Source organism: Chromobacterium sp. CCUG 30098, from assembly GCF_059916605.1.
Map to the genome: position 1 here is coordinate 13,316 of NZ_JAUCGS010000013.1, position 12,360 is coordinate 25,675.

Sequence of the window (12,360 nt, forward strand, 5' to 3'; positions counted from 1 at the left end):
GCCGTCTCAGCGCTCCAACAGTTTCACGGCCTGGCCGTCGCGCAGCAGGTGGATGCCGGCGGTGACGATCTTGTCGCCCGCTTGCACGCCCTGGGACAAGGTGGCGGAGTCGGCGTCGACGCGGCTGACCGTCACCGCGCGGCGGGCGACCTTGCCGTCGGCGGCGATCAGCCAGACATAGTGCTTGCCCTGCTCGTCCAGCAGCGCGGTCAGCGGCAGCCGCATCTGCGCGTCGGCGGCGTCCGGCAGCGCGACGCTGGCGGTCATCCCCAGTTGCAGGCGGCTGGAATCGCCGCTGATGGCGACGCGCGCCGGATAGGTGCGGGTGGCCGGGTCGGCGTCGGCTGCCAGTTCGCGCAGCGTGCCCGTCATCGGCGCGCCGCCGTTCCACAAGCGCACCTGGAACCGCCCGGCGCGGCGCACCTTGTCCAGCGCGTTTTCCGGCACCTGGATCGCGGCCTCGCGCGGGCCGTCCTGGGACAGACGCGCCATCGGCTGGCCGGCGGCTACCACCAGGCCGGGTTCGGCGGCCATCTGGCTCAGCACGCCGTCGGCGTCCGCCACCAGGCTGGTGTAGCCGGTCTGATTGCGGCTGGCGGCCAGCTGGGCCCTGGCCTGGTCCACCTTGGCGCGGGCGGCGTTGACCGCGTTTTGCTGGCCGTCCACCTGGGACTGGCTGACGAACTGCTTGGCCAGCAGCTCGCGGTAGCGTTTCAGATTCAGTTCCTGCTGGCCGAGATCGGACTGCGCGGCGGCCAGTTGAGCTTGTTTGGCCGACAGGTCCAGCGCGTAGTCGCTGGGGTCCAGCCGCGCCAGCATCTGGCCTTTCTTCACCCGGTCACCGCTATTGGCCAGCTTGGCCACCACCTTGCCGGCCACGCGGAAGGCCAGATTGGTCTCGTGGCGGGCGCGGATTTCGCCGGCGTAGCTGTCGCCCTGCTGCTGGGCGGCGGCGCCGGCCACCACGTAGCGGACCGGGCGCGGCGCTTCCGGCGGCGCCTCCGGCTTACTGCAGGCGGCGAGGGTCAGGCTGGCGATGCCCAGCCAGAGGCAATGAGCGGCAGTTTTCATGTCAATTCTCGTAGGTGGGATTCTTCAGGCCCTGCAGCACCAACTGCAGGGCTTCGCTCAGGTGCGCGCGGGAGTATTGATGCGAGTAGCCGCAGACATCGGGCACCACCTTGGCGAAGGAGTGGGCCCAGGTCATCGCCATCACCAGCGGCGCCAGCAGGGCGTCGCTGCTGCTGGCGATGGGCAGGACGCGGAATTCCCCGCTGTCCATGCCGCGGCGCAGAATGTGCTCGACCATGCGCAGACAGGGCGAGATCACTTCCGTGGTGTAGAAGCGCGCCAGCTCCGGAAAGTTGGTGGCTTCGGCGATGGCCAGCTTGCACAGGCCGGCGGCGGGCGTGGCGCCCACTTCGTCCCACCATTTGAGCAGCAGAATCTGCAGCAGCTCGCCCACCGGGCCGGTGTGTTGCTGCTCCAGTTCGACAAAGGCGCCGAGACGGCTGGACAGATGGTGGCGGACCATGGCCTTGAAGATTTCTTCCTTGTTCTGGAAGTACAGATAGGGCGTGCCCTTGGTCACGCCGGCGGCGCGGGCGATGTCTTCCATCTTGGTGGCGCTGAAGCCTTTCTCTACGAACAGGGCCAGCGCGGCGTCCAGGATTTCGCTGGGGCGGGCGTCTTTTTTGCGCTGCCAGCGCGAGGCGGGGGCTTGGGCCATGGCGATATAGCTGAATTCTGGTTCATTAATGATGTGGACTGTATTGCACAATGCCGTTGTTCTGCAATTAATAAATCACAGTTCATTAACAAGCTTGATTAAAATGCAACAGATCAGACCATTGGGTCAGAACCGTCATCTCGCCGGCCGGCAACGGCCCGGCGCAACCATGGAGAACGCCGTGCCGACCGATGCAGCAGAAAAAGCCCTGATTCTTGCCGAAGCCCTGCCCTATATCCGCCGTTTCGCCGGCAAGACCCTGGTCATCAAGTACGGCGGCAACGCGATGACCGACGCGGCTTTGAAAGAGGGCTTCGCCAAGGACGTGGTGTTGCTCAAGCTGGTGGGCATCAACCCGGTGGTGGTGCACGGCGGCGGACCGCAGATCAACGAGCTGCTGAACCGCGTTGGCAAGCAGGGCGAGTTCATCCAGGGCATGCGCGTGACCGACTCGGACACCATGGACCTGGTGGAAATGGTGCTGGGCGGCCTGGTGAACAAGGAAATCGTGTCTCTGATCAACAAGCACGGCGGCAAGGCCGTGGGCCTGACCGGCAAGGACGGACATTTCATTCGCGCCAGCAAGATGTATTTGAAGTCCGAGACCGACGATGAGATCGACATCGGCCAGGTGGGCGAAATCTCCAGCATCGATCCGGCGCTGGTGTCCTTGCTGGACAGTCAGGACTTCATCCCGGTGGTGGCGCCGATAGGCGTTGGCGAAGACGGCGAGGCCTACAACATCAACGCGGATCTGGTGGCCGGCAAGCTGGCGGAGACCCTGGGCGCGGAAAAACTGGTGCTGATGACCAATACTCCGGGCGTGCTGGACAAGAACGGCAAGCTGTTGACCGGGCTGTCGGCGCAGCAGGTGGACGGATTGTTCGCCGACGGCACCATACACGGCGGCATGCTGCCCAAGATCAGCTCGGCCTTGGACGCGGCGCGCAACGGCGTCAACGCGGTGCACATCATCGATGGCCGCGTGCCGCACGCGCTATTGCTGGAGATCCTGACCGACGCCGGCGTCGGCACCATGATCCGGGCTTGAGGCGAGGCTCCGCCCCGGCAGGGCGCCGCGCGCTTACCGAGGCGCCGCAGCCTGCGCTATAGTGGATTGGTAGGCGCTCGTCCGCGTCGCCAAGCGGCGGGCGGGGCCACGGGAACGGCCGGATTGCCGGTTTGAAAGGGGACATGCATGCAAACGGTAAGACAGTTGTTGGACAGCAAGCCAAACCGAGCCTTGGTCTACGTGAACCCGGACAGCACGGTGTTCCAGGCCTTGCAGGTGATGGCGGAAAACGACATCGGCGCGGTGCTGGTGATGGAGGAGGGCGGCATCGTCGGCATCTTCTCCGAGCGAGACTACGCGCGGCGCATCGTATTGCAGGGCCGCACCTCGGCCGGCACCAAGGTGCGCGACATCATGACCAGCCGCGTGGTCTACGTGACGCCCAGCCAGACGTTGGACGACTGCATGGGCCTGATGACGGAAAAGCGCATTCGCCACCTGCCGGTGTTGGAAGGCAGCGACGTGATGGGCATGTTGTCGATCGGCGACCTGGTGCGCGCCACCATCGAAGAGCAGGAGCAGGTGATCAACCACCTGGTCCATTACATCCAGTCCGCCTGAGCCCGGCGAACGGAGCCGCGCGCTCAGCCCAGCGGCGCCAGCCGCTGACGCAAGGCCTTCAAGGCCGGCGCGATGCGTTCGCGCATCGCGCCTTCGCTCAAGGCGAAGGCCGGGCCGCTGGCGTTCAAGGCCATCGGCGCCTGGCCGGGCACGGCCAAGTGCACGCCCACGGCCATCACATCCGGTTCGTATTCTCCGAAAGACGCTGAATAACCCTGGCGCAGATAGGCCTGGCGGGCCTCCTCCAGGCGCGCGCCTATTTCCGGCCACTCCGCGCCGTAGCGCGCGGCCAGCAGCGCTTGCAGCTTGAGCTGCTCCGCCGCCGGCAAGCCGGCGTAATAAGCGCGGCCGATGGCGGTGGTGGCCAAGGGCACCCGCGAGCCCACGGTCAATTGCACCGAAATGCGGGCCGGGCTGCGGCAGGTTTCCAGATACACCATATCGCTGCCGTCGCGCAGCGCCAGGCTGATGGACAGGCCTTGCTCCAGCGCGAACTCGCGCATCAGCGGCCCGGCGATTTGGCGGATGTCGTAGCTGGCGAGCACCGTGGAGCCCAAGGCCAGCACCGCCAGTCCCAGCCGGTAGTGGCCGCTGGCTTCGTCCTGCGCCAGATAGCCCAGGCGGGTCAGAGTGTAGCTCAAACGCGACACTGTTGATTTGGGCAGGCCGGTGCGTTTGGCCAGCTCCTGATTGGACAGCGCCAGTTCGCCGGGGCGAAACGCCGCCAGCACTTCCAGTCCGCGCGCCAGCGCGGTGACGAACAGCCTGTCCTTGTCCGTTTCCAAATCCATTGAATCCATCTTGTCTCGTGAGCCTCCGCTTGGGTTGCGCGCCGGGGGCGGGCGTCGAGTTTCGCAAAAACGCTTTACATCCGTCCAGGCGACGATTAGCCTATTCTGCAATGTGAAACCAAGTTCCGCAATGCGGAACAAGTAACGCGGAGACAGAACCTATGGCAGCCCCCTCCAGTCGCGCGCCGTTCAGCTGGGACGATCCTTTGCTTTTGGCCGAATGCCTGAGCGAAGAAGAACGCATGGTGCAGCAGAGCGCCCATGACTACTGTCAGGACAAGTTGTTTCCGCGGGTGTTGAGCGCCAACCGCGAAGAACGCTTCGACCGCGAAATCATCAACGAGATGGGCGAGCTCGGCCTGCTCGGCTGCACCATAGAAGGCTATGGCTGCGCCGGCCTCAACCACGTGGCCTACGGCCTGGTGGCGCGCGAAGTGGAGCGGGTGGATTCCGGCTACCGCTCGGCGATGAGCGTGCAGTCCAGCCTGGTGATGCATCCGATCTGGGCTTACGGCTCGGACGCGCAGAAGGATAAATACCTGCCGCGGCTGGCCAGCGGCGAATGGCTGGGCTGTTTCGGCCTGACCGAACCGGATTCCGGCTCGGACCCGGCCAGCATGAAGACGCGGGCGCGCAAAGTGGACGGCGGCTATCTGCTCAACGGCAGCAAGATGTGGATCACCAACAGCCCGCAGGCCGATGTGTTCGTGGTCTGGGCCAAGGACGACGAAGACGAAATCCGCGGCTTTGTGCTGGAGAAGGGCATGGCCGGGCTGTCCGCGCCCAAGATCCACGGCAAGTTCTCGCTGCGCGCCTCCATCACCGGCGAGATCGTGATGGACGACGTGCTGGTGCCGGAAGACGCCATCCTGCCGGGCGTCAAGGGTTTGAAGGGGCCGTTCGGCTGCCTGAACAAGGCGCGCTACGGCATCGCCTGGGGCGCGCTGGGCGCCGCCGAATTCTGCTGGCACGCGGCGCGCCAGTACACGCTGGACCGCAAGCAGTTTGGCCGTCCGCTGGCCGCCAATCAATTGATCCAGCTGAAACTGGCCAATATGCAGACCGAGATCGCCCTGGGCCTGCACGCGGCGCTGCGCGTGGGACGCCTGATGGACGAAGGCAAGGCCGCGCCGGAAATGATCTCGCTGATCAAGCGCAACAACTGCGGCAAAGCGCTGGACATCGCCCGGCTGTCGCGCGATATGCACGGGGGCAACGGCATCGCCGACGAATTCCACGTGATCCGCCATGTGATGAACCTGGAGGCGGTCAACACTTACGAAGGCACGCACGATGTGCATGCCTTGATTCTGGGCCGAGCCCAGACCGGTATTCAGGCGTTTGCCTGATAAGCCGGCGCGGCCGGGAGGCCGGCCGCGCCGTTATTCCTGTCTGTCCTTGGAGGCCCGGCTTGCCGGGCCGCTTTTTTTTCGATGGGCTGCATGTATCGGGAGACGCAGATGACGGGCGCGCTGGAAGGCATCAAGGTATTGGATTTGTCCAGGGTATTGGCCGGGCCGTGGACCGGCCAGTTGCTGGCCGACCTGGGCGCGGAAGTGATCAAGGTGGAGCGCCCGGGTTGCGGCGACGATACCCGGCAATGGGCGCCGCCCAGCCTGCCGGACGGCACCGCCGCTTATTTTCTGTGCGCCAACCGCGGCAAGAAATCGCTGACCGTGGACATCGCCAAGCCGGAAGGGCAGGAGATCGTCCGCCGGCTGGCCGCCGACGCCGACGTGCTGATCGAAAACTACAAGGTGGGCGGGCTGGCCAAATACGGGCTGGACTACGCCAGCCTGGCCGAACTCAACCCGCGGCTGGTGTATTGCTCGGTCACCGGCTTCGGCCAGGACGGGCCGTACGCGCAGATGGCCGGCTACGACTACATCGTGCAGGGCATGTCCGGCCTCATGAGCATCACCGGCCCGGCCGACGGCGAACCGCATAAGGTAGGGGTGGCGGTCACCGATCTGTTCACCGGGCTCTACGCCGCCAACGCGATCCAGGCCGCCTTGTGGGCGCGTCAAGGTAGCGGCCGCGGCCAGCATATCGACATGGCCTTGTTCGACTGCGCGCTGGCGATGCTGGCCAACGTCAATATGAACTGGCTGGTGGGCGGCGCAGTGCCGCCGCGCCTGGGCAACGCCCATCCCAATATCGTGCCCTACCAAGTATTCAAATGCGCCGGCGACGGCCACTTCATCCTGGCCTGCGGCAACGACCGCCAGTTCCGCTCGGTGTGCGAGCTGATAGGCTGCCCGGAACTGGCCGACGATCCCCGCTTCGCCAGCAATCCGCAGCGCGTCGCGCACCGGGACGAGCTGGTGCCCTTGCTGGCCGCCGGCTTCCTGGCTCAGCCGCGCGACGCCTGGCTGGCGCGGCTGGATCAGGCCGGCGTGCCCTGCGGACCGATCAATACCGTGGACGAGGCCTTCGCCGATCCGCAAATCCGGCATCGTCAGATGCAGATCGAACTGCCGGGTCTGGACGGCCAGGCCGTGCCCCTGGTGGCCTGCCCGATCAAACTGTCGGACACGCCGCCGCAATATCGCGAGGCGCCGCCCCGGCTGGGCCAGCACACCGACGCCTTGCTGGAGAAGGCCGGCTACGGCGCCGAGGACATTGCCCGCCTGCGCGGGGCGGGCGTGATCTGAGACGAGTAAATGCCTTTGGCATGGTTTGGGCCTGGGTGCCGCGCGCGGATTCGTGCGAAAATGCGCCGTCGAGTTGCCGCCGGCGGTCTGCGCCGGGGCAAGGTCCACCGCTTGTTCAATGAAATGCCTAGCGTGAAGAGCCGCTTCTTTGCCGTCTGTTGCCTGTTTGCCGGGCTCTTGTCCTGCGCCGGGGCTTACGCCGCCTTGCCGGCCGCGTCCAAACCCGCGGCCAAGCCGGCGGCTTCGGCACCCGCGGTCAGCGTGGCGGACAAGCTGTCCGAGGCGCAGCAGGCGCTGGATCAATTGGAAGCCATCAAGCTGGACAAGTTGCCGGCCGGCGTCACCCCGGGCGAGCTGTTGTTTCGCCGCGCCTTGCTGGAACGCTTGGTGGCGTCTTACGCCTGGCAGCTGGATCTTGCGGGGGAACGCGATCAGAGGCTGAGGCAGCAAGCCGAGGCCGAAGAGGCCTTGCGGAACTGGAGCGGCTTTGCGCAAGCCGGCCCCTATCCGGTGTCCTTGGTGGAGGGCTTGCGCAGCCGCCTGCAGACCGGCGGCTGGGAAAAGGATACCCAGCAGGCGCAGCAACTGATGTTGTCGCAGATGCAGGAGGCGATGCGCAACAGCCTCAAGCTCAACGAGGTGAGTCTGCGCCAGGCGCGGGAGCAGTTGGAAGGGGCCGCGGCCGGCGAGGCCGAGGCGCTGCGCTGGCGGATGGACGGCGCGCGCTGGCGCCGCGACATCAGCGCGTCGGAATTGCTGCAGTTCGACGCCTTGGGGCAGGTGCTGCGCATCCGTCAGCAGACCTTGCAGGCGCAGTTGGACTTGTGGCGGAAGCAACTGGACGGCGTCGGCAAACAGGTCCGTTTCCAGCCGGCGGAACTGGACGGGGTGCAACGGCGCTTGGGAGAGGAACGCCTGCGCCTGGAGCGGGAGATGAGCGCGCACGAGCAGCGCCGCCGCCGGGTCAAGGCCGAGCTGGAGGAACTGGAGCGGCAGTTGGCGGCCTTGAAGCAGAAAAAGGACGCGCCGGCGCAGGCCGCGCTGTTACAGGATTTGACCCAGCGCACAGTCGAGCAGCGCCAGGCTCTGGACAATAGCGACCTCGCGGTGCAGCTGATGCGCATCCGTCAGGAGGCGAACTCGCAGGAGGGCGGCATCTGGGAGTACCGCTACCAGTTGTACGCCGGCAAGGCGGCCAATCTTGCCGAGGTGGCCAGCGCCAGCCGTCAGGCCGGCGAGGAATTGGGCGCGGTGCGCGACTACCTGCAAAAAGAGGCGGAGCTGACCATGGCCAAGATGGCGGACGTGCAGCATGAAGTCGGCCTGGACCGCGGCGGCGGCCACGCGCTGGCGATGCTGCAACTGCTGCGCCAACGGCTGGACATCGTCAACGCCGCCCAACAGCCGGTGCAGGCGGCCTTGACCGGCATTCTGCTGTTGCAGCAGGAGTTCGACGTCGGCGCGCCGGCGGAGGGCACGCCGCAGGAGGTGTCCCGCCGGCTGAGCGAGCGCGTGTTGCAGGCGGCGCGGGCGCTGTGGAATTATGAACTGTTCAGCGCCGACGACAGCGTGGAGATCAACGGCCAGAAAGTGCAGGCCACCCGCAGCGTGACCATAGGCAAGAGTCTGGGCGCCATCCTGGTGCTGCTGATAGGCTACGCCGCCAGCACTGCGCTGCTGCGCGCTTTGCGGCGCTTGGCCACGCATAGGCTGGGTTTCAGCGAGGCCGCCGCCAATATCTGGTGGCGCTGGAGTTATGTCTGCGTGATCGCCCTGCTGGTGGTGTTCGCGCTCAATCTGGTCAAGATTCCACTGACGGTGTTCGCCTTCCTGGGCGGCGCCTTGGCGATCGGCATCGGCTTCGGCACTCAGAACCTGCTGAAGAACCTGATCAGCGGCGTGATGCTCTTGGTGGAGCGGCCGCTGAAAGTGGGCGACTTCGTCCAGGTCGGCGGCATCAGCGGCACCGTCAGCAGCATAGGGCTACGTTCTTCGGTGGTGCGCGCAGGCGACGGCATCGAGACGCTGATCCCCAACTCCACCTTCGTGGAGAGCGCGGTGACCAACTGGACTTACAGCAACCGGCGGATTCGCCGGAAAATCGCCATCGGCGTGGCTTACGGCAGCCCGCCGCGCGAGGTGTGCAATCTATTGCTGGCGGAGGCGGAGCGTCACGGCCTAGTGCTCAAGGAGCCGCCGCCGCGGGTGTTGTTCAGCAACTTCGGCGCCGACGCGCTGGAGTTCGAGCTGGAGTACTGGCTGGACATCGGCGACGCCGATTCCGTGCTGGTGGCCAGCGATCTGCGTCACATGATAGACGGCGCGCTGGCCAAGGCCGGCATCGAGCTGCCCTTCCCGCAGCGCGATGTGCATTTGCAACAGGATGAGCCTTTACAGATTGAAGTCAGACGGGCGGCCGGCGGTCGGGCGTCTGACAGTTTTTAAACGGTTGTTTGATTTTTGATCGCGCGCCATGCAACATGCATGCGGTAGCGGGGCTTTTGAACCCGGCGCGCGATTAAGGAGATGCAGTGGAACGCGATTACATGGAATACGATGTGGTGATCGTCGGCGGCGGCCCCTCCGGGCTGACCGCGGCGATTCGCCTGAAGCAGCTGGCGGCGGAGCAGGGCCGGGAGATCAGCGTCTGTCTATTGGAGAAGGGCTCGGAAATCGGCGCCCACATCCTGTCCGGCGCGGTGATCGAACCGCGGGTGCTCAATGAGCTGATCCCGGACTGGAAGGAAAAAGGCGCGCCGCTGAACACCGAGGCTAAGTCCGACCGTTTCCTGTTGTTGACCGAAACCGAATCCATTCAGCTGCCGACGCCGCCGCAGATGCACAATCACGGCAACTACATCGTCAGCCTCGGCAATTTCTGTCGCTGGCTCGGCCAGCAGGCCGAGGAACTGGGCGTGGAGATCTACCCCGGCTTCGCAGCCGCCGAAGTGCTCTATCACGAGGACGGCTCGGTCAAGGGCGTGGCCACCGGCGACATGGGCATCGGCAAGGACGGCGAGAAAACCGACGCCTGGCAACCCGGCATGGAGCTGTGGGCCAAGCAGACGATTTTCGCCGAAGGCTGTAGAGGCTCGCTGACCAAGATGTTGTTCGAGCGCTTCCGCCTGCACGACGGCGCCGATCCGCAAACCTACGGCATCGGCATCAAGGAATTGTGGGAGGTACGGCCGGAACTGCATCAGCCGGGCAGCATCACCCATACCGTGGGCTGGCCGGTGGACACCGCCACCTACGGCGGCTCCTTCATGTACCACCTGGACAATAATCAGGTGGTGGTCGGCTTCGTCATCGGCCTGGATTACCAGAACCCCTATCTGTCGCCGTTCGATGAATTCCAGCGCTTCAAGACCCATCCGGCCATCCGCAAGGTGTTCGAAGGCGGCCGCCGGCTGTCTTACGGCGCGCGCGCGCTGACCGAGGGCGGCCTGCAAAGCCTGCCGCGGCTGACCTTCCCCGGCGGCCTGCTGGTGGGCGACACCGCCGGCTTCCTCAACGTGCCCAAGATCAAGGGCACCCATACCGCGATGCAGTCGGCGATGCTGGCGGCGGAAGCGGTGTTCGAACTGCTGGGCCAGGAGCAGCCGGCGCGCGAAGCCACCGCCTACAGCCAGAAATTCAAGCAAAGCTGGCTGCACGAGGAACTGCACCGGGTGCGCAATATCCGGCCCTCGTTCCGCTGGGGTCTGTGGCCGGCGATGATTTATTCGGCGCTGGACACCTTTTTGTTCCGCGGTAAGGCGCCGTGGACGCTGCGCCACCACCAGGCCGACCATCAGAGCCTGAAGCCGGCCGACGAGTGCGCGCCCATCGCCTATCCCAAGCCGGACGGGGTGTTGACCTTCGACCGTCTGTCCTCGGTGTTCATTTCCAACACCAATCACGGCGAAGACCAGCCGCCGCATCTGAAGCTGAAGGACGCCAGCGTGCCGGTGCAGTTCAATCTGGCCAAGTACGACGCGCCGGAACAACGCTACTGCCCGGCCGGGGTGTATGAGATCGTCGGCCGCGAAGAGGGCGAGCCGCGCTTGCAGATCAACGCGCAGAACTGCGTGCACTGCAAGACCTGCGACATCAAGGACCCGACCCAGAACATCGTCTGGACCGTGCCTGAGGGCGGCGGCGGCCCCAACTATCCCAATATGTAAGCGGGATGGTCTGGCGAAACCCCGGAGCATGCTCCGGGGTTTTTCTTGACAAGCCGGGCCTATTGTTGGCAGCATGCACGACATGACCCAATCTTTCGCCTTCTTCAACAGCTATTTTTATTGGTACCGCACACCGGCGGCGCCAAGGGATGGCTGTGGACTGAAAGATTGACCCAGCACTAGTAAAGATTCCCGATAAATGCCGCCGCGCTACCGGCGGCATTTGTTTTTCCTCCCCGAAATACATGACCTCCGGAAGCCAGGCCAGACCCCAGGAGGTCCGTTCCATGAATGAAGTCAGCGATGCCGCGCAAATCGCGCGCCAGTCTTGGTCCCTGCTGTGTCCCAGCGACGCCGTTCCGGTGAAAGTGTTGACCGATGGCGAACGCTACGCCAACCGCCCGGCGCCGGACGCCGCGTGGATGGCCGCCGCGCGGCGCGACGGCGGCGTGCTGGAAAGCCGGCTGCCGCAGCTGCGCGCGATGGCCATGCTGTTGGCCGCGCAACGCTGGCGCGAACGGAGCGGGGAGACGCCGGCGCGGCTGGCCGACGCGGCGGATTGGCTGGCCGCGCGCATTCTGCTGCTGGGCCTCAGCCACGTGCAGGTGACGGCGGAGAGCTTTGCCCGGCTGGATCTGGCGAACCGCCGCTGCCGCGCCTGGTCGGAACAGATCGGCCTGCCGTTCGCGCCGGCCTTGCCCATTCTGGTGGCGGACGCCGGCGGCGAATCGTGTTTGCAGGCCTGGAGCCGCAGCGCCGAGGTGGCGCTGGCCCTGGCCGGCGGCAGAGGGGAAGCAGCGTTGACGCGGCATTGCGAACAGCGCTTGCAAGCGCTGCTGGCTAGGGTATCTTGATAATTGTTTCGCATAAATTTTGAGCCGGGGAGGCATGATGTCCATGGACGTGATCACGCAAGAAGACGAACGCAAACTGAATAATCTGACCCTGGTGGTCTATATCCTGCAGGCAATCAGCCTGTTTGTCGGCCTGACCGGCTTGGTGGCGGTGATCATCAACTACGTCAAGCGCGACGATGTGCGCGGCACGCGCTATGAAAGCCATTTCAGCTGGCAGATCCGCACCTTCTGGTGGGCCTTGCTCGGCACCGTGTTGGGCGTGGCGCTGGCCTGGATCCTGGTGGGCTTCGTGATTTTGGGCGTTACCTGGGTGTGGTACGTGTACCGCATCGTGCGCGGTTTCCTGAATTTCAACGACGGCAAACCGATGCCGGAGTGAGCGGTCTCCGGACAAAAAGAGCGGGCGCGGGCATATGCTATGCCCGGCGCCCGGCAAGGTTCTGCGCGAACCGGAAAATGGGCGGCCGGCGGGCCGCTGGTTTTTGAAAGCCGCCTACATGCTAAACCGCGTGCCTGGCCGCCCCCAGCAA

The 12,360-nt window shown here is 65.2% G+C and carries 11 protein-coding genes; 8 read left to right on the forward strand and 3 right to left on the reverse strand.

Annotation, left to right across the window (positions count from 1 at the left end; translation table 11 throughout):
- Positions 1-6 precede the first annotated feature (6 nt).
- Positions 7-1,071 carry an efflux RND transporter periplasmic adaptor subunit gene (locus QUG03_RS21145; RefSeq protein ID WP_500820920.1) on the reverse strand — a complete coding sequence of 355 codons (1,065 nt, stop codon included), beginning with the start codon at positions 1,069-1,071 and terminating at the stop codon, positions 7-9.
- Position 1,072: 1 nt separating this feature from the next.
- Positions 1,073-1,729, reverse strand: coding sequence for a TetR/AcrR family transcriptional regulator (locus tag QUG03_RS21150; protein ID WP_107798049.1), 657 nt, complete (start codon positions 1,727-1,729; stop codon positions 1,073-1,075).
- 169 nt (positions 1,730-1,898) lie between these two features.
- On the opposite strand from QUG03_RS21150, the gene argB reads away from it, so the two are divergent.
- Positions 1,899-2,780, forward strand: coding sequence for an acetylglutamate kinase (gene argB, locus QUG03_RS21155; RefSeq protein ID WP_107798050.1), 882 nt, complete (start codon positions 1,899-1,901; stop codon positions 2,778-2,780).
- Positions 2,781-2,927: 147 nt separating this feature from the next.
- Positions 2,928-3,362 (forward strand): CBS domain-containing protein, encoded by a 435-nt coding sequence (locus QUG03_RS21160; RefSeq protein WP_048414414.1) that lies wholly within the window; start codon positions 2,928-2,930, stop codon positions 3,360-3,362.
- A 23-nt stretch (positions 3,363-3,385) separates the two neighbouring features.
- Here the strand turns inward: QUG03_RS21160 and QUG03_RS21165 are convergent, their stop codons facing one another.
- Entirely contained in the window at positions 3,386-4,153 is a 768-nt protein-coding gene (locus tag QUG03_RS21165) for an IclR family transcriptional regulator (protein WP_227106760.1), read from the reverse strand.
- 161 nt (positions 4,154-4,314) lie between these two features.
- Here QUG03_RS21165 and QUG03_RS21170 point away from each other — a divergent pair, with 161 nt between their 5' ends.
- The 6 genes from QUG03_RS21170 to QUG03_RS21195 all read left to right on the forward strand — a co-directional run bounded on the left by QUG03_RS21170 (position 4,315) and on the right by QUG03_RS21195 (position 12,209).
- Complete coding sequence (locus QUG03_RS21170; protein ID WP_227106762.1) at positions 4,315-5,502, forward strand: acyl-CoA dehydrogenase; 1,188 nt, start codon at positions 4,315-4,317, stop codon at positions 5,500-5,502.
- Between the two features lie 111 nt (positions 5,503-5,613).
- Positions 5,614-6,807 carry a CaiB/BaiF CoA transferase family protein gene (locus QUG03_RS21175; RefSeq protein WP_500820922.1) on the forward strand — a complete coding sequence of 398 codons (1,194 nt, stop codon included), beginning with the start codon at positions 5,614-5,616 and terminating at the stop codon, positions 6,805-6,807.
- Positions 6,808-6,867: 60 nt separating this feature from the next.
- Complete coding sequence (locus tag QUG03_RS21180; protein ID WP_500820923.1) at positions 6,868-9,252, forward strand: mechanosensitive ion channel family protein; 2,385 nt, start codon at positions 6,868-6,870, stop codon at positions 9,250-9,252.
- A gap of 101 nt (positions 9,253-9,353) precedes the next feature.
- Entirely contained in the window at positions 9,354-10,973 is a 1,620-nt protein-coding gene (locus tag QUG03_RS21185; RefSeq protein WP_500820943.1) for an electron transfer flavoprotein-ubiquinone oxidoreductase, read from the forward strand.
- Positions 10,974-11,260: 287 nt separating this feature from the next.
- On the forward strand, positions 11,261-11,827 hold the full coding sequence (locus tag QUG03_RS21190) for a hypothetical protein (protein WP_500820924.1): 567 nt from the start codon (positions 11,261-11,263) through the stop codon (positions 11,825-11,827).
- A 43-nt stretch (positions 11,828-11,870) separates the two neighbouring features.
- The gene (locus tag QUG03_RS21195) at positions 11,871-12,209 is read left to right on the forward strand and encodes a DUF4870 family protein (protein WP_107801617.1); all 339 of its coding nucleotides are present in this window, start codon (positions 11,871-11,873) and stop codon (positions 12,207-12,209) included.
- The last annotated feature ends 151 nt before the right edge of the window (positions 12,210-12,360 follow it).